Source organism: Dermacoccus sp. Ellin185, assembly GCF_000152185.1.
In the GTDB taxonomy this organism is placed as follows: domain Bacteria; phylum Actinomycetota; class Actinomycetes; order Actinomycetales; family Dermatophilaceae; genus Dermacoccus; species Dermacoccus nishinomiyaensis.
In genome coordinates, this window is record NZ_AEIQ01000064.1 from 23,183 (window position 1) to 47,461 (window position 24,279).

25 protein-coding genes and 1 pseudogene are annotated in these 24,279 nt (G+C 68.9%); 13 read left to right on the forward strand and 13 right to left on the reverse strand.

The window, feature by feature from the left end:
• Positions 1–53: 53 nt before the first annotated feature.
• The 4 genes from HMPREF0321_RS06135 to HMPREF0321_RS06150 form a co-directional block, all read right to left on the reverse strand.
• On the reverse strand, positions 54–3,023 hold the full coding sequence (locus HMPREF0321_RS06135) for a DUF4132 domain-containing protein (RefSeq protein ID WP_006945031.1): 2,970 nt from the start codon (positions 3,021–3,023) through the stop codon (positions 54–56).
• Between the two features lie 70 nt (positions 3,024–3,093).
• On the reverse strand, positions 3,094–3,729 hold the full coding sequence (locus HMPREF0321_RS06140; protein ID WP_006945077.1) for an FMN-binding negative transcriptional regulator: 636 nt from the start codon (positions 3,727–3,729) through the stop codon (positions 3,094–3,096).
• Positions 3,730–3,916: 187 nt separating this feature from the next.
• The gene (locus tag HMPREF0321_RS06145) at positions 3,917–5,404 is read right to left on the reverse strand and encodes an MFS transporter (protein ID WP_050786498.1); all 1,488 of its coding nucleotides are present in this window, start codon (positions 5,402–5,404) and stop codon (positions 3,917–3,919) included.
• A gap of 355 nt (positions 5,405–5,759) precedes the next feature.
• Positions 5,760–6,443 carry a B12-binding domain-containing protein gene (locus tag HMPREF0321_RS06150; protein WP_006945184.1) on the reverse strand — a complete coding sequence of 228 codons (684 nt, stop codon included), beginning with the start codon at positions 6,441–6,443 and terminating at the stop codon, positions 5,760–5,762.
• Positions 6,444–6,591: 148 nt separating this feature from the next.
• Here HMPREF0321_RS06150 and HMPREF0321_RS06155 point away from each other — a divergent pair, with 148 nt between their 5' ends.
• Positions 6,592–7,398 carry an alpha/beta fold hydrolase gene (locus HMPREF0321_RS06155; RefSeq protein ID WP_006945105.1) on the forward strand — a complete coding sequence of 269 codons (807 nt, stop codon included), beginning with the start codon at positions 6,592–6,594 and terminating at the stop codon, positions 7,396–7,398.
• A gap of 65 nt (positions 7,399–7,463) precedes the next feature.
• Here the strand turns inward: HMPREF0321_RS06155 and HMPREF0321_RS06160 are convergent, their stop codons facing one another.
• Positions 7,464–8,321: an FkbM family methyltransferase gene (locus tag HMPREF0321_RS06160; protein ID WP_040014586.1), complete on the reverse strand. Its 858-nt coding sequence runs from the start codon at positions 8,319–8,321 to the stop codon at positions 7,464–7,466.
• A gap of 169 nt (positions 8,322–8,490) precedes the next feature.
• Here HMPREF0321_RS06160 and HMPREF0321_RS06165 point away from each other — a divergent pair, with 169 nt between their 5' ends.
• Positions 8,491–9,093 carry a DUF1648 domain-containing protein gene (locus HMPREF0321_RS06165; RefSeq protein ID WP_051806327.1) on the forward strand — a complete coding sequence of 201 codons (603 nt, stop codon included), beginning with the start codon at positions 8,491–8,493 and terminating at the stop codon, positions 9,091–9,093.
• Positions 9,094–9,216: 123 nt separating this feature from the next.
• Here HMPREF0321_RS06165 and HMPREF0321_RS06170 read toward each other — a convergent pair whose 3' ends face one another.
• Together HMPREF0321_RS06170 and HMPREF0321_RS16425 are read right to left on the reverse strand one after the other, a co-directional pair.
• Positions 9,217–9,666, reverse strand: a complete 450-nt coding sequence (locus HMPREF0321_RS06170; RefSeq protein ID WP_006945047.1) for a GNAT family N-acetyltransferase — start codon at positions 9,664–9,666, stop codon at positions 9,217–9,219.
• A 308-nt stretch (positions 9,667–9,974) separates the two neighbouring features.
• The gene (locus HMPREF0321_RS16425; protein ID WP_006945050.1) at positions 9,975–10,988 is read right to left on the reverse strand and encodes a DUF2797 domain-containing protein; all 1,014 of its coding nucleotides are present in this window, start codon (positions 10,986–10,988) and stop codon (positions 9,975–9,977) included.
• 280 nt (positions 10,989–11,268) lie between these two features.
• On the opposite strand from HMPREF0321_RS16425, the gene HMPREF0321_RS06180 reads away from it, so the two are divergent.
• Both HMPREF0321_RS06180 and HMPREF0321_RS06185 read left to right on the forward strand, forming a co-directional pair.
• Positions 11,269–11,850, forward strand: a complete 582-nt coding sequence (locus HMPREF0321_RS06180; RefSeq protein ID WP_217490519.1) for a hypothetical protein — start codon at positions 11,269–11,271, stop codon at positions 11,848–11,850.
• A 118-nt stretch (positions 11,851–11,968) separates the two neighbouring features.
• A complete protein-coding gene (locus tag HMPREF0321_RS06185) occupies positions 11,969–12,661 on the forward strand; it encodes a Pr6Pr family membrane protein (RefSeq protein WP_006945106.1) in 693 nt (230 codons plus the stop codon).
• 89 nt (positions 12,662–12,750) lie between these two features.
• Here the strand turns inward: HMPREF0321_RS06185 and HMPREF0321_RS06190 are convergent, their stop codons facing one another.
• Complete coding sequence (locus tag HMPREF0321_RS06190; protein ID WP_006945036.1) at positions 12,751–14,145, reverse strand: cytosine permease; 1,395 nt, start codon at positions 14,143–14,145, stop codon at positions 12,751–12,753.
• A gap of 147 nt (positions 14,146–14,292) precedes the next feature.
• Between HMPREF0321_RS06190 and HMPREF0321_RS06195 the strand changes: the two genes are divergently transcribed.
• Positions 14,293–15,309 carry a CaiB/BaiF CoA-transferase family protein gene (locus HMPREF0321_RS06195; protein ID WP_006945026.1) on the forward strand — a complete coding sequence of 339 codons (1,017 nt, stop codon included), beginning with the start codon at positions 14,293–14,295 and terminating at the stop codon, positions 15,307–15,309.
• Between the two features lie 79 nt (positions 15,310–15,388).
• Here HMPREF0321_RS06195 and HMPREF0321_RS06200 read toward each other — a convergent pair whose 3' ends face one another.
• Positions 15,389–16,033, reverse strand: a complete 645-nt coding sequence (locus tag HMPREF0321_RS06200; protein WP_006945044.1) for a hypothetical protein — start codon at positions 16,031–16,033, stop codon at positions 15,389–15,391.
• Positions 16,034–16,150: 117 nt separating this feature from the next.
• On the opposite strand from HMPREF0321_RS06200, the gene HMPREF0321_RS06205 reads away from it, so the two are divergent.
• Together HMPREF0321_RS06205 and HMPREF0321_RS06210 are read left to right on the forward strand one after the other, a co-directional pair.
• A complete protein-coding gene (locus HMPREF0321_RS06205) occupies positions 16,151–17,233 on the forward strand; it encodes an FAD-dependent monooxygenase (RefSeq protein ID WP_175282464.1) in 1,083 nt (360 codons plus the stop codon).
• 140 nt (positions 17,234–17,373) lie between these two features.
• Entirely contained in the window at positions 17,374–18,252 is an 879-nt protein-coding gene (locus HMPREF0321_RS06210; protein WP_006945162.1) for an NAD-dependent epimerase/dehydratase family protein, read from the forward strand.
• 98 nt (positions 18,253–18,350) lie between these two features.
• On the opposite strand, the gene HMPREF0321_RS06215 is transcribed toward HMPREF0321_RS06210, so the two are convergent.
• The 3 genes from HMPREF0321_RS06215 to HMPREF0321_RS17005 form a co-directional block, all read right to left on the reverse strand.
• Entirely contained in the window at positions 18,351–18,677 is a 327-nt protein-coding gene (locus HMPREF0321_RS06215) for a hypothetical protein (protein WP_040014587.1), read from the reverse strand.
• Positions 18,678–18,941: 264 nt separating this feature from the next.
• Complete coding sequence (locus HMPREF0321_RS17000) at positions 18,942–19,256, reverse strand: hypothetical protein (protein WP_006945046.1); 315 nt, start codon at positions 19,254–19,256, stop codon at positions 18,942–18,944.
• Positions 19,253–19,429: a hypothetical protein gene (locus HMPREF0321_RS17005; RefSeq protein WP_006945134.1), complete on the reverse strand. Its 177-nt coding sequence runs from the start codon at positions 19,427–19,429 to the stop codon at positions 19,253–19,255. Before HMPREF0321_RS17005 ends, HMPREF0321_RS17000 begins: the two co-directional genes overlap by 4 nt.
• Before the next feature lie 414 nt (positions 19,430–19,843).
• On the opposite strand from HMPREF0321_RS17005, the gene HMPREF0321_RS06225 reads away from it, so the two are divergent.
• The 4 genes from HMPREF0321_RS06225 to HMPREF0321_RS06240 all read left to right on the forward strand — a co-directional run bounded on the left by HMPREF0321_RS06225 (position 19,844) and on the right by HMPREF0321_RS06240 (position 22,165).
• Positions 19,844–20,023 carry a hypothetical protein gene (locus tag HMPREF0321_RS06225; protein WP_040014588.1) on the forward strand — a complete coding sequence of 60 codons (180 nt, stop codon included), beginning with the start codon at positions 19,844–19,846 and terminating at the stop codon, positions 20,021–20,023.
• 1 nt (position 20,024) lies between these two features.
• Positions 20,025–20,594 carry a type 1 glutamine amidotransferase domain-containing protein gene (locus tag HMPREF0321_RS06230; protein ID WP_006945107.1) on the forward strand — a complete coding sequence of 190 codons (570 nt, stop codon included), beginning with the start codon at positions 20,025–20,027 and terminating at the stop codon, positions 20,592–20,594.
• Positions 20,591–20,893 (forward strand): putative quinol monooxygenase, encoded by a 303-nt coding sequence (locus tag HMPREF0321_RS06235; protein WP_006945020.1) that lies wholly within the window; start codon positions 20,591–20,593, stop codon positions 20,891–20,893. Before HMPREF0321_RS06230 ends, HMPREF0321_RS06235 begins: the two co-directional genes overlap by 4 nt.
• 141 nt (positions 20,894–21,034) lie before the next feature.
• On the forward strand, positions 21,035–22,165 hold the full coding sequence (locus HMPREF0321_RS06240) for an FAD-binding oxidoreductase (RefSeq protein ID WP_006945073.1): 1,131 nt from the start codon (positions 21,035–21,037) through the stop codon (positions 22,163–22,165).
• Positions 22,166–22,330: 165 nt separating this feature from the next.
• Here the strand turns inward: HMPREF0321_RS06240 and HMPREF0321_RS06245 are convergent.
• Positions 22,331–22,555 (reverse strand): annotated as a pseudogene (locus tag HMPREF0321_RS06245) (ethanolamine utilization protein); the annotation flags it as partial.
• 120 nt (positions 22,556–22,675) lie between these two features.
• On the opposite strand from HMPREF0321_RS06245, the gene HMPREF0321_RS06250 reads away from it, so the two are divergent.
• Together HMPREF0321_RS06250 and HMPREF0321_RS06255 are read left to right on the forward strand one after the other, a co-directional pair.
• Positions 22,676–23,233 (forward strand): hypothetical protein, encoded by a 558-nt coding sequence (locus tag HMPREF0321_RS06250; RefSeq protein ID WP_040014591.1) that lies wholly within the window; start codon positions 22,676–22,678, stop codon positions 23,231–23,233.
• A gap of 337 nt (positions 23,234–23,570) precedes the next feature.
• On the forward strand, positions 23,571–24,257 hold the full coding sequence (locus HMPREF0321_RS06255; protein WP_006945040.1) for a copper chaperone PCu(A)C: 687 nt from the start codon (positions 23,571–23,573) through the stop codon (positions 24,255–24,257).
• The last annotated feature ends 22 nt before the right edge of the window (positions 24,258–24,279 follow it).

The following is a 24,279-nucleotide window of genomic DNA, read 5'->3' on the forward strand; positions in this document are numbered from 1 at the left end:
TCATCGCGTCGGCGGCCTCCTGAGCGCGCGACCTTGCCGCTCAGTGGCGGAACTCAGCTCCGTTCCTCATCAGGCGCAGTCGCAAGAGTCGCGTCCAACATCGCCAACACCTCACTCGTGACCGACGCCGGCACGTGCTTCCACGGGACGAGGCGCTCGCCGAAGGCTTCCGGTTCGTCGAGTTCTCTCGGATCCAGGAGGCCGCGCACCGGCACCACGTTGAGGATGCGAATCGGTGGATGCTCGTGGGGCGCCGACGTCGGGATGCCGCCGTGGGTGATCAGGATCGTCAGATCAGCGCTCTCCGCTCGAAGCCCGTACTGGAAGGCGAGGCCGGCATCGACGGACGGCCCACGCTCGAAACCGTGCCGAGCGAGCAAGCCGACGAGCGAGGTCGCGGCGATCTCACGGGTCGGCACGCCCGGCAGCTGCACGTTCTCCGCCCCCTCCTCGGTGAGCGTGAAGATCGGTCGCTCACACTGCTGGAAGGGGGCCGCGCCACCTGCCGTCAGCATCGTCAGGATCCAGGCGTCGCGTTGCTGTGGGGTCAGTTCGACGGCATGGACGACGCCCACCTCGGCGTCCTGCGGCACCTCGACACGACCGCCGTCGACATCCATCGTCTCGCCGCCGACGAAGCGGAACGTCGCCGTCACGATGCCGAACTCGTAACGCGCCCAGACGATCTGCGCCGCGACGGGCCCGAGCACGGGATGGCCGACGATGTGGTCGACGACGTCCCGCATGAGCCAGCGGTAACCCGACATCATCGCCGACTCGTACCGCTTCGCCTGCGTCGCGACGGCCTTCGTCAGTTCCTTCTTGAAGAGCGAGAAATCGGCCTTGACCGCCCGTACCTGCTCTGCGTCCTCACCGGCGCGCGCGGGCGGGAGAGCGGTGCGTGGCGCGCCGACGGGGGCATCGTCGGCGTCGATCTCGGTGACGGTGACCTTCGCCGAGGCATCGAGTGACGCCGCGAAGCGACGCTCGCCGTACGAGAACACCCGCGGGCCGGCGTCCAGCCCGAACGTGGGTGTGACCCGGTCGGCGAGCTGGCAACGGTCGAGGCCGCGAGCGGCCGCAGCCTCGTCCATGCGCGTCTTCGCGTGCGCGCGCAGAGCCGGCTTGCCGCGGCCTGTCGTCACGGCGAGAAGATGCGACAGGGCAGCGTCGGATCCGTTCGCGCCGAGCGCGTCGATGCCCTGTTTCGCGCGAGCGGCCTTCGTCGTTCCCCATCGTTCGACGAGGGGAGCGAGCACCGCGACGTGGCGCAGATCGCCGAGCCGCGCGCCTTCGGTGAGCATCCAGCTCGACTTCGCCGGTCCGCCCGACGACAGCCACGCGCCGAGGAGGGCCGTGGCGAACGCATCGGCGCTCGCCGTGTCGAGCACCTCGAGCGCGCCGGCGAGGGAGGCGCGCTCCGGCGCGTCGAGTCCCTGGGCCAGTGCGGCGAGAAGGCGAGCGGTCTCGTCTGTGCCGAGTGCGCCTTCCCCCACTCGAAGCCGCGGGAGCCGGGTGACGAGTTGCCGCAACGTCGGTGTGGCGCTCGCACCCACGGCATCGAGGGTTTCCGACAGCTGCGGGCACGCGACATCGGGCAGGGCTCGGTCGTCGGCGATGGCGTCGATGACGCGTGCCACCTGCGGTGCGGCATGCCGGCGCGCTCCGGTGAGAGCGGTGGGTGACAGTTCACGAAGAAACGGCGCCAACGCCTCGGCGCCCGCACGGTCGAGGTCGGCTGTCGCGGCGGATCCGAGGTGGCGCGTCAGCCAAGCACGCGCTGCCGGAGCGCCGTTGCGCGTCAGAGCATCGATGAAGAACGCTGCCGCCCCGGGGCCCGTCAGCATTGCGCCGGCGAGTTCGACGAGACCTTCGGCGAAGGGCGCTGAGCCGGCCTCGAGGGAGTCGAGGATGCACGTCAACCCCTCACGGCCCGTGGCGTGGATCCAGGCCGAGAGCGTGGTGGTTTTGGTGTCCTGCGCGAACTCGAGCCCCCATCGCCGGAACGCCGCCACCCGCTGCGGCACGGTCGGATACAGCAGGAGATGGCCGAGGTGGTCATGGACGCTCGGATTGCCGTGAGCGTGATCACGTGGGTTCCACGCGTCCAGTGCGGCGATCACCTCGGTGTCTCCTGGCCGCAGGATCGCGGCGTGGACGAAATCATCGCTCGGCGACGAGTCGTACGCGACCATCACCGGAGGCAGCGGCTCCGACGCTCGGGCCGCGATCGCCGATGCGAGCTCGTCCGACGCCAGCGGCATGAGGGCACGTGAGGCGAAAGCCCCCAGGGTGCTGGCGTTCTTCTGGTCGAGCACCCATTCGACACCGTTCAGCGCGGCCAACACCGGAGTGAGCACGTCCTCGAGGGCGGCGCTCGCTTCGCGGTTCGGCAACGGGTCGGAGAACAGCCACATCTGCCACGCCTCAGCGACGGCGACCGGGGGCACGTCGACGAACGGCGCTTCGTCGAACACCCAAGCCGCACTCTTGATGTTCCAGCTCTGCAGCCCGACACCGTGCGCGATCGATTCAAAGCGTGCTCGCTCGGCGTCGACGTCGGCGGCCTCGTTCGAGAAGGCTGCCACGGGGATGTTCTCGATGCGGTACCCATCGGTGAACGGCGACGTCCCGATGAGCCCGATGTCGTCACGGTCGGCCGCATCGAAGACCGTGGGGGCGCTCGACGTGTCGGGGGCGGCTGGAGCCGATGCCTCGACGGCCGGCGGCAACGGGCTGACCGGCGTGACGTCATCGCTCGGAACGCTCGCGGTCCGATCGCCGGCCGCCGGGTGGCCGCCAACGCCCGCACCGGCGTCGACCGGCTCGTACCCCTTGGCGATCTTGGCGTCGCGCTGCTTGACGGCGGCGGCCTCCGCCTCGGCGGGAGTCGCGAAGCGAGTCGTCTTCGACACGCCCTTCGTACCGTTGCGGCCGTAACGCACCGTGACGTCGCATCCGGTGGTCTCGACACTCCAGAACTTGTTCGACGAGCCCGCGGTCAGCGTCAGCGTCTGCTTCATGTATCTGTTCTAGTCGATGCGTTGGGTGACTCGCTGCAGCCCGTGCTCTCGGCCCGTCGCAGAAGTCGACTCAGCCCATCTCGTCGGCGAGTTCCTGCGCAGCGCGACCGTTCAGCTCGGCGGCGATGCCGTCGCGTGCCCCGAGGCGGTCGGCGTCACTGCGATGCGCCGAGATCTTGAAGCGAGCTTCCATGCGGTGCACGGGGATTCGGATGCCGACGATCTTCGTCAGCATGTCGTCGAGATAGTCACAGGGTGCCTGTCCCATGCGCCACGGCTCGTCGCGCTCGCCTTCCATCACCCCGGTGAGGCGAGCGACGACGCCGCGCACCCATCGGGCGTCGTCATGCACCTGCAGCTCGCCCCAGGCATGGGCGACGAGGTAGTTCCACGTGGGGACGACGCGATGGTGCTCGGCCTTGCTCGGGTACCAGGTCGGCGAGACGTAGTGCTCGACCGGCCCGAACGTCGCGAGGCTCAGCCCCTCGTGACGGCCCGCTTCCCACAGCGGGTTCGCGCGCGCGACGTGCCCGATGAGGGCCTTGCCCGACGGCGCGTCGTCATCGTCGACGAGCAGCAGCGGGACCATGTCGGCTTGCGGCGTCACGCCGTCGTGCGTGATGAGCGTCGCGAGCGGGTGTTTCGCCATGAACGCGGCGATCGTCTCGACGTCCGTGACGGCATCGTGCGGCGGATTGTAGGCCATGACACCCAGTCTCGCGCACCACGCCTGGCGGAGCCCGCCGCGTCCTCGACGAGCCGGGCCTTCGAGACGGTCGACGGGCGCGCAGGCGAAGCGCGGCGGTTTCTGACGCGCAGCCGGCCCCGCCCACGCGAAGCGGGCCGCCTCTCCACGTGGGAGGGGCGGCCCGCTCGGCGTCCGATGAGGCGGCTCAGCTCTTGGCGAGCACCTCGTCGGCCTCTTCGTACGGCGCGTCCTCGCGCACGCCCGCAGCCTTCAGCTGGTCGGCCTCGGCGTGCAGATCCTTGACGACGCCGTGCGCCTCGTGGTCGTGCTCCACCGAGGGGGCCGAGCCCCACAGCGGTCGGCCGTTCGACTCGGGCAGGAAGTGCACCGAGACGAGGCCGATGACGCCCGCGATGATGAGGATGTACGCGGGCCACATGAGGTTGCCGGTCGCGTCGACGAGAGCGCCCGTGTAGAGAGCCGTCGTGCCGCAGAACGCGGAGATGAAGATGTTGAACGCGATCGACAGCGCACCGGCGCGCACGGCCGTCGGGAACAGCGACGGCAGCGTCGACGGCATGGTGGCGCTGAAGCAGATGAGCGACAGACCCATGATGATGAGACCCGCGATGACGGAGCCCTCGGTGTTGCGCGTGATGAGCATGAGCGACGGGAACGCCAGCACGATCAGCATGACGGAGCCGATGCGCACGATCGTCTTGCGCCCGATGCGGTCGGAGGCCAGACCGATGAGCGGGATGATCGCGAGGCAGACCGCCATGACGATGATCTGCGAGACGTTGTTCATGTTGTCGCTGATGCCCTGGCCGCCCTTGTGGTCGGTGACCGTCGACAGGAAGCTCGGCATGTACGCCGTCAGCATGTAGTTCGTGACGTTCCACGCGATGACGAGGCCGCCGCAGACGAGCATGGCGGGCCACATCTTGAACGTGTCCTTGAGCGAGACCTTGTTGTCCTTCTCGCGCTGCTCCGACTCGGCCTCGAGGGCCTCGAACGCCGGGGTGTCGCCGAGCTTCGAACGCAGGTAGACGCCGATGAAGCCGAGCGGCAGGGCGAGGAAGAACGGCAGGCGCCAACCCCACGAGTGCAGCTGGTCGGTCGTGCACAGCGCCATGACGAGCGCCGACATGCCGGCACCGAGCAGGTAACCGGTGAACGTGCCGACCTCGAGGAGGCTGCCGAGGAAGCCGCGCTTCTTGTCGGGCGCGTACTCGGCGATGAACGTCATCGCGTTGCCGTACTCACCGCCGGTCGAGAAGCCCTGCAGGACGCGGCACAGGAACAGCAGGACGCAGGCCCAGATGCCAGCGTGCGCGTAGTCCGGGATGAGGCCGATGGCGACGGTCGCGCCGGCCATCATGATCATCGTCATCGCGAGGACCTTGTTGCGGCCGATGCGGTCGGACAGCGGGCCGAGGATGATGCCGCCGAGCGGGCGGAAGAGGAAGGCGACGGCCATGAGCGCGTACGTCATGAGCGTCGCGGCGGAGCCCTCGAGCGGCATGATGACGTCACCGATCGTGAGCGCCATGTAGCTGTAGACGCCGAAGTCGTACCACTCGGTGATGTTGCCGATCGCGGCGGCGCCGATGGCGCGCTTGATGACGTCGGGGTGCGTCACCGTCACCTCGTCGACAGACCATCGTCGACGAACACTGTCCGGTCCGAACATGTGGTTTGCCCCTTTCACACGTGGTTCGGTTGTCTGACGTTTCTTCGCGATGCTATGGGAGGTCTCGACCCGGCACCAAACAGCAATCTGGCTGCAAATCAAGCAGATTGACAAAAGATCGACTGTCGATTCGTCGCCGTCGCGGGTTGCGAAGGAGGGGTTTGGACGCCAGGTGCCCACGTCGTGAGACGACGTAACGGCCTGTGCGCGTAGGGCGTTGAGGGGATGGCGAGGCTGGGAGCCGCTTCGGCGCAACCCCTCAGGAAGCTGAGGGCCCGAGGGGCGCTGCGCCGCCGCTGGCCGGCGGATCGGCCGGGACGATGATGTGTCGACCCTCACACGCCATCGGGTGCGTTCAGGCCGAGCGAGGCACCTGCGCCGGGTCGACGAGAGGCGCAGCGAGCCGGCCCGTCACGACGTCGGCGGCCTCGCGCCAGTCGTCCCCGAGGGCGACGACGCCGGGCACGCCCGCGAGCGTCGCGCCGGGGCCGGCGACGTAGACGGGTGTCGAACGCGCCATGACCGTCAGCTCCGAACGGCGGGCCGCGAACGACGTCGCCTTCATCCCCGAGATGACGCACGCCCGCGCGCTGGTGGCGCGCACGGCGGCGCTCGTCGCGGCCCACGGGGTGTTGGCGCCGAGCACGAGCGGCGCCCAGCCACGTTCGACGAGCATCGACGAGAACAGGTGGTTGGGCAGGTCGTGCAGTTCGCCGGGCGGGCACGTCAGGACGACGCGGGGGCGCGCGTCGCGCTCTGACTCGGTGCGAACCGCCTCGCCTCTGAACTCCGAGACGACGGAGCGGACGATGTTCGACGCGTGGTGCTCGTGCATGACGCTGAGTTCGCCGGCCGACCACATGACGCCGACGTGGTGCAGCGCGGGCACGAGGACGTCGGCGACGAGGGCATCGACGCCGTGCTCGTCGCGAGCACGAGCGAACTCGGCGCGCAGCGCATCCTCGTCGAGGGTGAGGATGGCGTCGAAGATGCGCCGGCCTACCTCGGCCGTGAGGATGTCGTTCGTCTGCAGATCCATCGTCAGATCAACATATCCCGCGGACCTGTCGGGGCGAGGTGTCGTTCGTCCTGTGCGCTATGGTCTTTGGCTGCTGGCTGCTGGCTGCTGGCTGCTGGCTGCTGGCTGTTCGCTGTTTGCCGGAACCCCGGGCCTCTAGGCTCGTGGCATGAACTTCGTCGAACACGGCTCCGGTACCCCCATCGTGCTGCTTCACGGCTTCGACGCCGACCACCGGCTCGTGCTGCCGTTGGAGTCGGCCTTCACCGCGGGTGCGGCGCGCGAGGACGTCGCGACGACGGGCTGGCGTCGTCTCTATCCCGATCTGCCGGGCTTCGGCAGCACCCCGATCGGTGACGAAGCGAGCACCGACGACGTCGTCGAGCGTGTGCTTGCGTTCGTCGACGAGCAGATCGGTGACGCACCGTTCGCCATCCTCGGCGACTCGTTCGGCGGGATGATCGCCCGCGCTGTCGCGCATCGCCGTCGCGAGCAGGTGCTCGGGCTGGGCCTGCTCGTGGCGGTGTTCGTCGCGGACTCCGATGCCCGTAGGGCGCCGGAGCAGACGGTGCTGCGACGCGATGACGACGCCGTCGCCCAGGTCGGGGACAAGGCCGACGACTACACGGCCGTCGCCGTGGTGCAGAGCGACGACACAGCCCGTCACTTCCTCGAGTTCGCCGCGCCCGGAGCCGAACTGGCTGACAAGGACGCGATGAAGAAGCTGACGGAGAACTACGAGCTGGGCGAGCAGCCCGAGGACGAGGCGCCCTTCGAGAAACCGACGCTCATCATCACCGGCCGCCAAGACCACCTCGTCGGCTTCGGCGACGCGCTGCGCCACCTCGAGCACTACCCGCGCGCCACGTTCGCGACGCTCGACGGCGCCGGCCACAACGCCCACCACGAACGCCCCGACCTCGTCAGCGCCCTCGTCGCCGACTGGCTCACCCGAATGCGCGACCTGCCCGCCTGACGGGGTGTGACGGCGGGCTTGACGGGCGGCCGGACGGCGTCGTCCGGGTGGCGGCGCTCCGCGCGTCAGACCGGGTGGCTGCGGTAGGCAGCCTCGGCTGACGGGTCGAGCGCTCCGCGACGGATGAGTTCGCGCAGAGCGAGCAGCGCGACGCCGTGCTGGTCGTACACGTGATGCATGACGAGCGCGAGGTGCTTGAGTGCCTCGTCGTCGACGGTCTCGGCGTCGTCGAGGCGGGCGAGATCGCGCACATAGAGCATGTCGGCCTCGACGAGCTGACGTGCGTGCGCCTCGTCGGTCGGTGCGTCGCGATCGGCCCATTGCACCGGCGCGAGTGGCCAGGTCTTCGTCGCGACGAACGCGTGTGGCACGAATCCCTGCGCGCGCAGCTCGACGTCGACATCGGCGAACGTCGGCTGATCGACGTAGAGACGGTGGAAGTTCACCTCGAGCTGGATGCTCGTCGCCGTGCGCAGGCGCTCGCGGCCGTTTCGGAAGATCATCAGCTCGGCGCCCTGCACGTCGATCTTGAGGTGGTCGAGCAACTCGATCTCGGTGATGTCGTCGAGGCGGGTCGTGTCGACGTCGACGCGGTCGACGACCTCGGCGAGCCGCGGGAAGTCGGTGAGCAGGGCGAGTTGCGCGGCGTCCGGTTCGAACAGGCTCGTGAATCCCGATTCGGCGCACACGTGCAGGGTGTGACGCTCGCCGTCACCGATGGCCGCAGGCAGGTAGCGCTCGTGCGGCCCGGCGGCGCGCTCGAGACGCGCGAGGGCGTCGGGTTGTGGCTCGAATCCGGTGACGCGGCACAGACCGTCGCGCAGCATCGGCAGATAGGGCGGGGTGTCGACCAGGGGGTTCGCGCCGATGTCGACGACCTCGGTGAGGCGGCTCGGCTGCATTAGTTCCCGTAGAGCGGACATCGATGCTCCTTCGCGACGGCATGACGGGTCGTCGCAGTCTTTCAGGTGCGCGCGGATCCTTCGTCCGTGGGCAGGGGGAAGGGCGACCCGGCCATGCGCCGGACGGGTTGCGCCGGGGTCGATGCGCCCGTCTCCCCCGGAGGTGCCGGGCGTGGCATAGCGTGAGGTGGTGACGCAGACCTCCCGCTGGGACACCGGCTTTCCCGACCCCGAGCAACTGCGCGAGACGGCCCGTCAGGCGCGTCAGCTGCCGACCGAACCGATGAGCCGGGGCGTGCGCGCGATCGTCGGTGGGGCCGTGGCCGTCTGGCTCGTCACTGTTCTCGTCGTCTATTCGACCCTGCCCGAACGCGTCCCGACGCACTGGGACGGCTCGGAACCCGACGACTGGTCGAGCCGCGCCGGGGCGCTCGTCGCGTTCGTCGTCGGCCCGATCGCCATCGGCGCCGTGCTGCGCCTCGTGACGACGCTCGTCCTGCGCTGGCCGCAAGGCATCAACGCGCCGAACAAGGAGTACTGGCTGCAGACGCCGCAACGGCTGCGACACTTCGAACGGCTGGTCCGCGAGGATCTTATGCTCATCGGTGCTCTGACGACGCTGCTGTTCGCCGCGATCAGCGTGATGACGGGTGTCGCCGCGCATCGTGAAGGCGGGGAGCTGCCCGGGGTGTTCTTCGCCGTCATCATGATCGCGTTCATCGCAGGCATTCTTGGCCTCGTCGTGCGGATGCTGCTCGGCAGGCGCTATCAGCCGTCGGACGAGGCGGTGTGACCAGCTGCGATTCTTGTCCCCTTCTGCGATTCCTGTCCACATTCGTCACGTGACCGCTGGCGGCGAATGTGGACAGGAATCACAGTTGAGGACGGGCGGGGCTGCGTCGCGTCGACGGGTGCGTCAGGTTGATGAGTTGTCCGACGGCTGAGGACGCCGACGCTCAAGACGCATCCCGACGCTGCGGGGCGCAGTCTGGACGAAGCCGAGGCTCTCGTACAGTGGCCGGCCCGGTGCGTCGGCCATGAGCGTCACATAGGCACCGGACGGCGCGTCGTGTTCGATGCGCGCGAGCAACCGAGTGAGAATCGCCCGCCCGAGGCCCTGACGCTGATGCTCCGGCGAGGTGGCCATGTCGGCGACCATGAAGTACCACCCGCCGCCACCGATGACGCGGCCCATCGCGACGACGTCGCCGCTCGCGCGATGACGAACCGTCACCCATGCCCACGAGTTCGTCAGGGCCGGCGCGCCCTGCTCGGCGGTGCGGGGTGTGAGGCCGCTGATTCGTCGCAGCTCGAGGTAGGTCTCGAGATCCGGTGCGGAATCGAGCAGTTCGTAGTCGGTGTTCACGGGGCCTCCTGGTGGTGGGACGGAGTGGGAGAGAGGGCGGCGATAGGAGGTCGGCGACAGCGCGGGGAAGCGTGAGCCACGGTGCATGAGGTCCGATCGCGATGCACGATCTCGTCGGCTCAGATGCATCTGCGTGCAAGTGCACCCGGGTGCACTTGCACGCACGTGCATATGGGCGCATGGGGACTGCCTCGTGGTGACGGCGATGTTGCTCATGGCAGGAGAACAGAGCCTGGGCGAGGTGCGCGACGCGCCCTGAGACGTACGTGAGCCCTGCGACCGCGCATCTGTCAGCCCCCGGCACCCCGTCAGAACAGACTGTGCTGCGCGACGGATTCCGGCGAGCGAGCGGCGTCGTCGAACGTGACGCGGCGCCCGCCCAGTGCGTCGAGGTCGACGAGCATGAGCGAATCGGCCGCGCCTTCCGCCGCATCCCCGGCCACGCCTTCGGCTTCGGCCGCGCCTTCGGCTTCGGCTTCGGCTTCGGACGCAGCGTTGACCTGAACCAGCGCGACCGATCCGACGAGGCTGACGGGCGTCAGGCAGTGGGATCCGTCGGTGACGGGGTGGGCGTAGACGGGGTGGATGCCACGGCCGGCGTCGAAGAACGCCGCGTGCAGCGCCGGGGGTTGCCACGCCTCGTGGGGCATCGAGCGCGCGCAGAGGCCGCGCGTTCGCAGGTGCGCCTCGACGGCGGCGACGCAGTCGGCGTGCGCGACATCGAGCGCCGTTTCGGGCAACGCCCGGGTGAGAGCGGCGGCCTTGCTCGTCTTGTGACGCGCCTGGGGCACACCGACGTGCTCGGTGACGGCGTCCTCGAGAACTCGAACGGCGAGCCCGTCGTCCGTGCGTGCGACGTACGTGGCCCGCACCGCGCCTTGCTCGTCGAGACGAACTCGCTTGCGCGCATCGGACGCCGTACCGACCTTGTGCGCGCCGTCCGCGAACGTCGCGATGTAGAGCCAGTGAGGTTGCGCCAGGTAGCGACCGAGCGCTTCCGGTACATGGCCACCGCGATGCGCGTGGTGCATGAAGCGCGACTCGTCGCGGCTCGCACACCGCTCGCACTGACGGCCCGTGGTGGCGAGACGCGCGCCGGCGCAGGGCTCATGACGGCCACCGCTCGACCCCGTGGCGATGAACACGCCGGTGCAGAATCGCCCCGTCGGGTCGACGTGGAACGCGAGACGTTCACCGACCAGGTTCAGCGTTCGTCGCTCGGTCTCGAGGGGGATCGAGATGACGAGTTGCGGCTCCCCACCCGTCCAGGAGACGGAGTGCACGAGGAACGGCGTGTCGCGAGGAATGCTGGGGCGAGGCATGGCTCCATCCGATCATGACGGGGTAGATGGCAGCACTCGGGCTCGGACCGTCCGTACGCCGCGCGGCGCCCGTTGCAGGCCGCCCTTCGGGTCGCGTCACTTGGACCCCGCCAGTCGGACACAGTGCGTTGGACGCCGCATGCGCACGTCTGAGTGGCCACTGGCCGCGGCGGCACCTGTTGGCCCTCCGCCGCTCTGCGGCGCAGCTACCGGCGTGCCAGTGCCGCCGTCGCACCCGGACGTCAGCGCCACCGCCGTTGAACCTTCTACGATCATGGCCATGACTGACGCCACGCCATCGTCTGCGCAGCCCGCCCAGGCCGTCCTGCGCGAAGCCGTCCACGAACGCATCGCCGAGTTGTTCACCCGCGACAGCGCCGTGTTCGGCCGCGACCTCGCGCCGTATCGCGGGCACGCGCAGCGCGTCGCCGCGCTCGTCATGGGGCAGGTCGACATGCGCCCCGACTGGGTCGTGCCGGTCGCCGTCGCCTCGTACTACCACGACGCGGCGATCTGGTTCGAGCACACGTGGGACTACCTGCCCGGCTCGGAAAGCCTTGCGGCGCAGGAGCTCTCGCGAACCGGCCACGAGGGTGACGCCGCGCTCGTCACCGCGATGATCGACGAGCACCACCGCGTCCGGCCGGCGCGCAACCCGCACCCCCTCGTCGAGGCGATGCGACGTGCCGACGCGACGGACGTCTACCGTCTGCCGCTTCCACCGCACGTCAGCCGTGACGACTACCGCGCCATGCTGGAGCGGTTTCCCGACAACGGCATGCACCTCATGCTCGGGCGCGGGTTCGTCATGGGGCTGAAGGAGCGCAAGCGTCTCAACCCGATGCCGATGGTCAAGCTCTGAGCTGTTCACGCTGGTCTAATCCCCGACGGGCGCAACCTGCTTCGCCGAGCCCCGGGGCCTGACGGCGGTCGCCCGGGCCCCGCGCATCTCGATCGCGGACCTGTGGCACCCTGATCCGATGACGCTTCGACCCGGCGCCCGTGCGGCGTTCGCCTTCAACGCTGCGCTCGCCTGGATCGGGTTCGTCCTCGTCTGCGTGCTGTCGGCGACCGATCAGTACGCGCACGTGACGCCCGCTCCGCACGAGTACGGCGTGCATCCCGGCGGTTTCGCAGGAGCGATCTCGCGGTTGTTCGACACGCTCAGCTACTTCACGGTCTGGTCGAACGTCATCGTCGCGATCAGTTGCACCCTCGTCGCGGTGGCGCCCCACGCCGACACGCGGTGGCGGCGCGTCGTCCGCCTCGACGCGCTCATCATGATCACCGTGACGGCCATCGTCTACGCGCTGCTGCTCGCGCCGGGGTCGCACCCGACCGGTTGGGATCTCGTGACGAACCCGTGGCAGCACATCGCCGTGCCGCTCGTCACCGTCATCGTGTGGCTCGTCTGGGGCCCGCGCGGCCGCATCGATCGGCGCACCGTCGCGTCGTGCTTCGCCATCCCCGGCGTGTGGATCGTCCACATGCTCGTGCGCGGCGCCGTCGTCGACGCCTACCCGTACCCATTCGTCAACGTCGACGCGCACGGGTACGGTTCGGTGGCCGTGACGCTCGTCGTCATCCTGCTGTTCGGCCTCGTGCTGGCGCTCGCGTTCTGGGGCATCGACCGTCTGCTGACACGTCGCGCGTCCATCCGCTCTCGGCCTTGAGGTCCGAAACGCCGCACTGCAGGGTTTCGGCCCTCAATGTCCGAAACGCTCACGCGGCGCGGACGCGAGCAGCGCCCATGCGGCGGCGTTCAACGGGACCCGCCCTGGACCTTCGTGTTCGCCTCAGCGCCACGCCGCGTCACCCCGTCGACGACAGCCGTCAGCACGACCGCGGTGAGGAACGACGTCAGGCTCGCGCTCATCCAGCTCGGTGCCGTGAAGTGCAGGGTGCCCGCGATGTCGTGCCACATCCGTGACCACCAGCCGAGTTCGCCCGGGGAGATGAGCTGGTACATCGCGAACCCGGCGAGCCACGGCAAGAGCATCAGTGGGCGACCCGGGGCGTCGACCGACGTGTTCCAGCGCCGACGCCCGCCGAACGCGTAGTAGTCGACGAGGAACACCCCGAGCAGGGGCGCGAAAACCGAGCCGATGAGTGAGAGGAACGTCGCGAAACCGTAGATGTCGATGCTCCACGCGAGCACCATCGAGATGATGCCGAGCGCCGTCGAGATGAGGCGACGATCGACGCGCGGCAGCATGTTCTGCGCCGACACGGTCGGCGAGTACACGTCGACGAAGCACGCGTCGATCTCGCGCAGCGTCAGCACCCAGAAACACAGTGTGCCGCCGGTGATGCCGAGGAAGATCGAGAACACCTTGTCACCGTCACCACCGGCGATGACGAGCGCCACCATGCCGATGCAGTACACCGCGATCTGCGTGACGCTGTACCCGACGTAGCTGCCGATGACGGCGGCGCGGTGCGACGTCGAGTGGCGCGCGTAGTCGCCCGCGACGGGCACCCACGACACGCACAGCCCGATGATCGCGTCGACGGCGATCATCCAGCCGTCCCAGCCGTGGCCGTGGTAGGCGGGCAGGTCACGCGTCGCCAATTGCGTTGCGAGATAGACGAGCACGACGATCACCGCCACCGTCACGTACTTGCGCAGCACCTTGACCCAGTGCAGCGGGTAGATCGCCAGCGTGATCGTCACGAGCCCGATGACGCCGATGACGGGCCAGCTCGGCACGTCCCAGAGCGTCTTGACGGCGAACGCCGTCGTCACCATCTCGAACGTTCCCCAGCCGACGAGCTGCACCATGTTGAGCACGCTCGGCACGTACGACAGACGCCCACCGAACAGGCCGCGCAGCATCACCATCGCCGGCTGCCCCTGCTGCGACGACGCGAGCGCCATCGCCGAGACGCCGGCTGTGCCGACGAGCGTCCCGACGACGAGTGCGCTGAGCGCCGCGCCGACGCCCATGCCCGGCGCGCCCAACGGCTGCAGGACGACGAGCGCGCCCGCGAACGCGAGCAGGCTCATGCCGAGGTTCGCCCACATGCCGAGCTGGTCGAGCAGGCCGAGGTTGCGCGGCGCGTGACCCTCGTCGAGGGTGCGGGGGACGTCGTGGGTGTCGCGCAGGTCGGGGGCGTCCTGCGCGGGGGAGGGCGACGTGGGGGAAGCGGTGCTCACAGGCTGAGTGTCTCCTCGAATCGTGGGACGGGAACATTCCGACCCGATGGAACCTTAGAGGCCGATCGCATCGAATGGTCGCCGAACTACGCGTGCGCCTCCTGCGGCGCGCGATGATGGCGTCACCCGCGAAGGTCAGGAGAAGCCATGAAACCCCTCGAGGCAGTGACGGTCGTCGAGCTCGCAAGCCTTGCGCCCGCACCGTTCGGCTGCATGATGCTCGCCGACCTCGGCGCTCACGTGACACGTGTCGAACGTCCAGGTTCGGGTGCGCTCGACGTTCCGACGGCGGCGCTCGACCGGGGCAAGACGACGATCGTGGCCGACCTCAAGACACCTGACGGACTCGCCGCCGTCCGCGAACTCGCGTCAGCGGCAGACGTTTTCGTCGAGGCCTACCGTCCCGGAGTCGCCGAGCGCCTCGGCGTTGGCCCCGACGACCTGCTCGCTCTCAACCCGCGACTCGTCTACGTGCGCATGACGGGGTGGGGTCAGCACGGCCCGCTCGCGCAGACGGCGGGGCACGACATCAACTACCTCGCGTTGTCGGGGATGCTGTACCCGCTCGCGCGACCCGGTGAGCGTCCGAATCCGCCGACGAACGTGCTCGCCGACTTCGCCGGTGGTGGCATGCTGCTTGCCAATGGCGTCCTCGCGGCCCTCGTCGCACGGGCCACGACGGGTCGGGGGCAGGTGCTCGACGTCGCGATGGTCGACGGCGCGTCGCTGTACTCGACGTTCCTGCGCGGCCTGCACGCCGTGGGGTTGTGGAGCGGCGAACCCGGCACGAACCTGCTCGACGGCGGCGCACCGTTCTACGACACGTACACGTGTGCGGACGGCCGGCACGTCGCCGTCGGAGCGCTCGAACCACAATTCTTCGCGGCCCTCGTCGACGGGCTCGGCCTCGACGCCACGACGATGCCCGCGCAGACCGACGTCACGGGATGGTCGCGCTGGCGTGAGGTGCTGACGGCGACGTTCGCGACGAAGACGCGTGACGAGTGGGCGCAGCTCTTCGACGGCACCGACGCGTGCGTCACGCCCGTCCTCACACCCTGGGAAGCACCGCATCACCCGCATGCCGTGGGGCGCGAGGCGTTCGTCGACGTCGACGGCGTGACGATGCCCGCTCCCGCGCCGCGGTTCGGTGGAAGCGACTGAGGGTGCCGGCATCCGAAGACACAGGACCCCGCCGCACCAGGTACGCCGGTGCAGCGGGGTCTCGCGTGGACGGGGGAGGTCAGCCTTCGTTCTGCTTCGACTCGTCCGTCGTCTCGTCGATCTTGATGCCCTGCTGCTGCGAGCCGGACATGATCTGTGACAGCGCCGTGTTGGCGGCCATGATCGAGGCGAAGTTGCCCGAGGTGAGGTCGCCCTTCATGTTCTTGACGTTCTCGACGGCGGTGCCGAGCGGCTGCGCGATCGTCTTGCACAGCGTCGGGTTGGCCTGGGCGTTCTTGACGGCGTTGTTGAGCAGCTTGAGGTCGAGTGCGGCGGTCGCGCCACCCTTGATCAGGGCCTTCGTGCGGCCGTCGGCGCCCTTCTGGAACGTGCCGGCCTTGTAGGGCTTCCACAGGTAGCGGTGGAATGTGCCGGCCGTCAGGCCGATGTCCGTCGCGAAGCGCGTCTTGGCGAACTTGCGCGTGTTCTCGGTCGGGCAGTCGATCGGCTTGGCGTTCGACGAGGACGACGATGCCTCACCCGAGCCGCTGGCGCTTGAGTTGGAGCTGGCGTCGCCGGAGGCGGAGGACGTCGCGCTCGCGGCTGCGCCGGAGGCGGCGCTCGTCGCGGAGGAGGCGGAGTTGGACGAGTCCGAGCCGCACGCCGTGAGAGCGGTGAGCGACAGGGCCGCGACGGTGGCGGTGGTGGTGGTGGTGAAACGCATCGGTGTTCCTTTCGGCGGGGATGTCACAGAGGCAGACGCATGGAGAATCTATGGGTTGCGTCCAGGTGGGTGTGATCCCCGTCCCCCGACATGTGCCGGGGTCCTACGCTGGGAGACATGGTGGTTCGTCGCGTGGCCGTCGTCGGCGGTGGAGTCGCAGGACTGACGTTGGCCGCGGCGCTCGACCCGGCGCGTTTCGACGTCACCGTCCATGAGGCGCAACCCGATCGTCGGACGGGCGCGGCCCTCGGGTTGTGGCCTGACGCTCTGCGCGCGCTTGCAGAGCTGGGGGTGCAGCTCGGCGGCGGTCACGGTGTGAGCGGCGCTGCGCCCGGTAGGGCCCGCGGAGTCGGTGTGTCATCTGGAGTTGGAGTGGTTCGCAGGTGCGAGCGAGTCGACCTGCACACGATGACGGGGCGACGGCTGTTGCGTGCCCCCGCGCCACCCGTCGCGCAGGTTCGGCGTGAGCATCTCATGGTGGCGTTGCGGGCGGTGGCGCCCGCGCCCGTCGCGCATCGCGTCGACGATCCTCGCGAACTGGACGCCGACGTCGTCGTCGGTGCTGACGGCGTGCGCTCGCGGGTGAGGGGCACCGTCGACCCTTGGCGTGCCGAACGACGTGCGACGCCCTGGGTGACGTTGCGCGGTATCGCGCCCGCGCTCGAGGGTCTGGACGGAACGAACCCGTTTGCACGCGAGTTCTGGGGTGCGGGAAGGCTTTTCGGCGACGCTCCGGTGAGCGGTGGCAGGTATTGGTTCACCGCGCACGCGATGGCGTCGGCGCAGGGCGACACGCCCGATCACAGGGTCGGCGTGATGCGTGGGGCGTATGCGCCGGAGCAGCTCGACGTCATGGCGGTCGTCGACGAGGCGAGACGACGTTTCGCGGGTGCGGCACCCACCGTCCGGGTAGCGCTGGCAGCAGCCGACGACACGGCCCTCGCGGCGCGGTTGTGGGTCGCCCCGCCGATGCGTCGCTATGTGCAGGGCCGCTTCGTCGTCATCGGTGACGCGGCGCACGGGTCGCTGCCGAACCTCGCGCGTGGCGCGAGCGACGCCATCATCGACGCAGTGACGCTCGCCCGGGTGATGAACGCCGACGGCGGCCTGGGCCGCTGGCAGCTTCGGCGATGGCCGGTGACGCAGGCCGCGCGGCTGGGCGCGTCGGCCGTCATGGCCGTCGCGACGGGCTGGGGGTAGCCCCTGCCCTCCTGCGCCCAAATGCACCGGGTGCACTTGGGCGCAGGAGGTGTTTGAGTTGGGCCACCCCATCCGCGTCCCGATGCACCCGGGTGCACTTGCACGCAGATCGTCGGGGCCGAGACGGGCAGGATGGGGGCATGGCTACTTCTCTCTTGTTCGGCGCCGGCGATCTGGGCACGCAGATCGGGTTCGACCTGGCGCGCGCGGGCGATGACGTCGTCGCGCTGCGGCGTCACGCTGATCGCGTGTCCGAGCCGCTGACGGGCGTCTCCTGCGACCTCGGCGCGGGCGTCGACGTGGTGCGCGCGGCGCTCGAACCGTTGACGAAGCGCGGCGGCTGGGCGCGTGGGCCGCAACGCGTCGTCGTCTGCCTCACGCCCGACGCGCGCGACGAGGAGGCCTATCGGGCGACGTTCGTCGAGGCCACGGGTACTGCTCTCGCGGCGATCGCCGCGCTGGGTTGGGCGCCCGAGCGGGCCCTGTTCGTGTCGTCGACGGCGGTCTGCGCGTCCGGCGGTCTCGTCGACGAGAACACGCCGCCCGCTCCGCAGACGCCGACGGCCCGTGTGCTCGCCGAGGCCGAACAGCTTTTTCTCGCGGCGTTTCCCGCGTCGACGCGGGGCATCGTCGTGCGCCCGAGCGGCATCTACGGGCCGGGTCGCGAATGGTTCGTCAACCGGGTGAGCGAGGGCGACGTCGGCGATCCGTCACGGACGACGCATCGCGTGCATCGTGACGATCTGGCGCGCGCGGTCACGCACCTGCTGACGATGACGGCGGAGCCCGACGCGCTGTATCTCGTCACCGATGACGCGCCCGCGTCGGCGGGTGAGGTTGCCACGTACCTGGCCGAACGCCTGGATGCCAACGCCGACCCGTCGTGGCGCGGGGAGTGGAGTGCGAGCCGTCGACTCGACAACTCGCGACTGCGGCGCACGGGGTTCGCGTTCGACTTCCCGACGTATCGCGAGGGCTACGCCGCCGTGCTGGACGGCGACGGCGTGCGTCATTCGTGACGCGCGCGACGCGTCATACCTGAGTCATCGGCGCAGGGCGTCATCCTGACGCGGTCGGCGGCGACGCGAGAGAAACGGTGCGGCTGTGAGCGACGCCGTCAGCGGCGTGTGGCGCCGATGATCGGCGAGTGGCTCCGGGGGGTTGCGGCGCTCCGTCGGCGCACAAGAGCCATGACGTGCCCGGCGCCGAGGAAGGTGATGCCGATGACGCTGAGCACGACGAGCGCGTAGGAGATGAACCGGTTGCACACGCCGATCTGAGTCGGCGCGCCCCAGGCGTACCAGTGCCCGGTTTCGGCGTAGATGTACGTCTTGTACGCGAGAGCCCACAGGACGAAGGGGGCGCTGAAGAGGGCGCCCGCCGCGATGATGGACGCACCCACGTGACGCAACCACCGATCGACGCCTGGTGTGAATGACGCCATGCTGACCACCTCCTGTGTCGTAGCTCACGTAAAGGTAGTGCGCCTTTCGGATGAACAGCTTCACCCTTTGGGTCATTTTTTCCCTTGGGGCTGTTAGGTGGGGGCGGACAGGGGGCTGTTTTTCGGCATGACGCGGCGTGCCGCCTCGGTTCGAAGAGCTGCCGGGGAAAGTTGGCGGGCGACGGCCGCAGACGACGATGGCGGGCGGTGGGGGTTGCGCCCTTCGTCAGGTATGCGCCGCCGGGCCGGTGGGCGGAAGAGGGGTCAGCGTGCCACGTCGAACACCGCGAGGTTGATGCCGTTGGCGAACTGCTGGCTCTCCACGAGCGTCAGGCGCGTCTTGATGCCGTCATCGACGGGGCCGTCGGTGACGTCGCTGAAGCGCGAACCGTCGCCGTGGGCGCCGTCGCGCAGCTTGCGCACGTCGTCGAGCGTTGTCAGCAGGTGCGAGTGTGCCCACCCGGAGGCGGTGACGGCGTCCTGCGTCAGTGACGTCGACACGACGAACTTGGGGAGTGCGTTGTAGGTCGCGAATTCGTCCATCGACGGCCAGACGGGCGCGAACTCCTCGAAGCTCACGTGCCGAGAAGGAGCGCTGCGGCGTCCTGTTGTTCGCGGCCCTTGATCTCGTAGGCGGCGGGGTCGAACTCGACGTCCTCGAACGTCCAGCCCGCGTGCTCGTGGTTGCCCCCGCCGGGGGCTTCGACGACGCCGTCGAGGCTGATGAACTCGGTGATGACGATCGGGCGCATGACGGGCCTTTCGGCCGAGGTCGGCGGTCGTGCTCAAGCATGGCACCCGGGCTGCGCGCACTCATGAGCTGAGAGTCGACATACATGACGAGAGGGTGGCGCAGCCGGCAGGGAATCCTCTCGGATGCGCACTTTGGGACATGCGGCTTCTCGGAATGGCCTACCGACACGTTTCGAGCGCCGAGGGCGGCGGCCGTGCACCGGCCGACCGTCGTCCCGATCGTCTACGGCGGAGCCGCCTCGTGATTGCCGAAAAAGTCGGCGCATCGTTCCGCTACCCACGACGCACTACTCGAGGCGAGCCCCTTGACACGTGCGTCCGGGGGGCGTTCGCTGTCTATGGGGCCGGCGTCGGAGAGGCCTTGCCAGAAAGACATCGAGCGACACAGTCGGATCGGAATAGACACGAAAGCAGTGGTGTACGAGGGGCCGACCTCCTTCGCGGCCGGCAAGGCAACCCCTTCTTGGATCGTCTCTCACGAAATCTCGCTGGACCGAGCCGCCGATGCCTACAAGAACTTCGACGCCAGGTCCAAGGGTTGGACCAAGGCTCTCATCAAGGCCGGCATGTCAAACGGAGCGAAGGAAAACTGAGATGGCAGCAGATCTTCAGGGCAAGAGGGTCGCGATCCTCGCCGCCGACGGAGTAGAACGCGTTGAGCTCGAACAACCCCGCGAAGCACTGGATCGGGCCGGCGCTCAGACGGAGGTCCTCTCGATCCACGACGGCGAGATCAAGGCCCGTAAGAACGACCTGGATGAAGCGGGCACGTTCACCGTCGACAGGTTGGTCACCGACGCCTCGGCGGGCGATTACGACGCCCTGCTGCTTCCCGGCGGCACGGTGAACCCCGACCAGCTCCGGGTCGACAAGGACGCCGTTTCCTTCATCCGCGACTTCGTCGAGAGTGGCAAGCCCGTGGCGGCGATCTGTCACGGGCCCTGGACGTTGATCGAGGCTGGCGTGGTCGGAGGTCGCACCTTGACGTCCTTCCCGAGCATCCGCACGGATCTGCGCAACGCCGGTGCGGAGGTCATTGACCAGGATGTCGTGGTCGACGGGAACCTGATCACCAGCCGATCACCCGAAGACCTGCCTGCGTTCTGCGATACGATCGTGGCGAAATTTGCGAGCAATTCGACCCAGGAAGAGGTGACGTCATGAGCGTGACGAAGGGTCTGCTTGTCAGGCTGGAGGCCCTGCCCGGCAAGGAAGACGAGGTCCAGGAATTTCTCGGCATCGGGCGAGGGCTCGTCGAGGAGGAACCGGCCACCATCGCGTGGTTCGCGATCCGTCTCGGCCCGTCCTCATTCGGGATCTTCGACGTGTTCCCGGATGACGCCGGCCGCGACGCGCACCTGTCCGGTGCAGTCGCTGCCGCTCTCGGCGAGCAGACCGGCAAGCTGTTCAGCGAGCCGACGATCGAGAAATTGGACGTCCTGGGCTCCAAACTCCCCGCCTGACACCACAGACCGGGAGTACTGGCCCAGAGAGGAGGGGTCGCTGCGCACGGTGACTTCGGGCTTACGCAGCCCGCTGACGTTGTGACAGCGACCCCTTCTCTTGCGGCCTATCGCTAATCACCAACAGACCGGGGAACCGCGATGACAGGAACTGACGACGGCGTTGCCACGACGCGTTCACCCGAGGTAGCGGTGATCGGGGGCGGGATCGTCGGTCTGTCGACGGCGTACGCGCTGCGGGAGCAGGGCGTGTCGGTGCGCTTGTACGAGGCTGGTGTGCCCGGGACGGGTCAATCCGCAGGCGAGTCGCGGATCTTCCGGCATGCCCACGACGACCCGCGACTCGTCGCCTTCGCGCGCGAAAGCCGCGGCATATGGGATGAGTGGGCCGAACACTTCGACGTCGAGCTGGTCTCATCAGACGGTGTCCTGGCGATCGGAGACAGCGCCCTGGCGCGGCTGCGGGTGCTCGACCAGGTCGGCGGCGTGGAAGCGCGCGAGATCGACGCGGCCGAGGTCGCCCAGCGGATGCCGCTGCTCGCTGGGTACTCGGGGCCAGCGGTGCTCGACGAGTCGGGCGGCGCGATCCGCACCCGAGCCGCGATCAAGGCACTCACGGGTGCCCTCGCCGATGCGGTCACCACCGGTGAGGTCATCTCCATCGATCCCCGCGCCGACGGGACGGTCGAGGTGCGCAGCGTCACCGACCGGGCTGTCTACTCCAAGGTGGTCGTGTGCGCCGGCCGCGAAACCGCCCGTCTGGCACGCAGCGTCGGCCTGTCGCTGCCGGTTCGCCTTGCCGCACACGTCAGGTTGACCTTCGACGTGAAAGCCGCCGCCCCGGCACGAGTCGCGTGCCTGCAGGACAGCAGCGGCGTCTTCGGTGAAGTCGGCGTCTACGCGACGCCGCTACCGGGCAACAGAAACTATTCGGTTGGGCTCAGCGACACCGTCGGCGTCCGCGACGATGGAACTTTCATCGACCCGGCGGCGATTCGATCGCTGGATGAACGCGCACGCGAATACGTGACACGGGCGCTGCCCGGTCTCCACCCAGAGCCGCGCGACTTCCTTCACTGCTGGGTGACCGACCTCCCGTGGAGTGAGGACGGCGTGGCCGTGTGGGAGGCAGACTCTGTCCTGTTTGTGGCTGGTCACAATTTGTTCAAGCAGGCACCTGCGCTGGGTCGCGCTCTTGCCCAGGCTGCGACCGGCGGCGGTGTCCGCGCCGAGCTCACGCCCGAAGCGCGCCTCGGCGAGGCCCAGAGCTAGGGCGTGTCCCCCAATCGCGGGGGACCCGCGATTCTGGCCGGCAAACTGTTCAGCGAACCCACGATCGAGAAGGTGGATGTCCCGGCCTCTAAGCTCCCCGCCTGAGACTACGACCTCGTCGAGGGTGTCGCTGTGCGATGTTCAGATCGCGCAGCGACACACTCGTCACATTGAGGTCACGTTGGTGGCTGCCTGCAGTGCGGCGGCAAGGTAGCCCGCGGAAGCACCGACGCCCTTGTCCGCGAAGTAGGCGGGCGTACCACCTGCAACCACGGTCCCGCCGGCGTCGCCCGCGCCGGGTCCAAGATCGATCACGTGATCGGCCACCGCGACGACGCGCATGTCCAGCTCTGCGGCGACGAGCGTGTTGCGCGCATCGAGCAGCGGTTCGTCCTGGCTTGTAGGAGCACCGGTTTCGCGGCTCGCATGCACGCTCGCCGAGGACGCGGTGTACCCGGCCTCACAGCGTGGCTGGGCGGGCGCGCTGGGTGCTGCTCGTAGACTGATTGGGTGGAGCTCGGGCAGAAACAGCAGGTGCGCTGGGTGCGCAGCCTGCTCGTCGCTGCCCTGACGGCGTGCTCGGCGGGCGCCGCGCACGTCGCCGGAGGCGGGCATCGCGCGCCGGTGCTGCTCCTCATCTGCCTGACGGTGATCGGTACGCCGATCATGCACGCGGTGAGCACGCGACGCTGGAGTTTCGCGCAGCTCGTCGGCGTCATGGCCGTCGCGCAGCTCGCGCTGCACGCGGCGATGTCGACGCTCATGCCCGCCTCGATGACGATGCCGCACCACGCGAGCGCCGCCGACGTCAGCGCCGACGGCACGAGCGCGACGATGGCCGCGAGCCACATCGGCATGACATGGCTGTTCGCCGCGCTCCTCGCGTACGGCGAGAAGGCGCTCGCCTGGACGATCCGCGTCCTCGTGCCGCCGATTCAGCTCGCGCCGGTCGGTGAATTTCCGACGGCCTGCACGGTGTTCGACGACATTCGTGCACCCCGCCTGGTGACGCTGCACGCCCCGCGGGCCAGCCGCGCCCCACCGGTGAGTTTCGTTCTCTCGCACTGATCCTCGGATCTTTTCCCTCTCTCACGGGCCTGGCCATCAGGGCTGTCGACATGCGCCTCACGGCTGTCGACCGAGCGTCCGCATCGTGCCGGTGCGGTGCGCCCTGGTGTCAGGGGGCCTGACGAGCGCACGACGGCATGAGCAGCCCGTGGCCGCGCGCCACGTCGGCGTCACCCCCGTCGCGCATCGAGCGGCCCGGGCGCCCCGCGCGTCCTGCGTTTTCCGGCAGCCGTGAAATCGCCGCAGCGTTCGTCGCATCCATCGGCGACGCCACCGATTCCCCTGGCCGTGAGGGCCGCCGCGACGCCACGTCGCACCCAGAACGAAAGTCCTCACCATGAACCTCACCATCACGTCCGCCACCCGCCGCCTGACGGCCGTCGCCCTTCTGACGCTCGCCGCGCCGGCAGCGCTCACCGCCTGCTCGTCGGACGATTCGGGCACCTCGGGCGACTCCAGGAGCGCCGCATCGTCGGCACCGGCCACGTCGACGTCAGCCCCGTCGAGCGCCGACGCCACGATGGCGTCGCACATCACGCCGTCAGACACCTGGGCGAAGGCCGCCGATTCGGGCATTAGCGCCGCGTTCGGCACGCTGAAGAACACCGGGACGAAGCCCATCGTCATCACCGGCGCGCGCGGCGACGCTGGGCCGGTGCAGTTGCACGTCACGCAGAAGACCGCGACGGGCATGGAGATGAAGGAGACGAAGTCCTTCACCGTGCCCGCCGGCGGCTCGCTCGAACTCAAGCCGGGCAGCAGCCACCTCATGTTCATGAATCTCTCGCACGCGCTCAAGGCGGGCGAGACGCAGAAGCTCACCGTGACGTTCGAGGACGGTTCGCACACCGACGTCCGCTTCCCCGTACGCGCCTATGACGGTGCGAAGGAGAAGTACGCGGGCTCCGGCCACGCGCAGCACTCGTCGGAGGCGACCCACTCCGGCGACGCCCACTCGAGCGGCATGGGTTCGCACTCGGCCGGCTCGACCATGCCCGGCATGTCGACCACACCCTCCCACTGACCCTGACGGCCCGAAAGGCTCC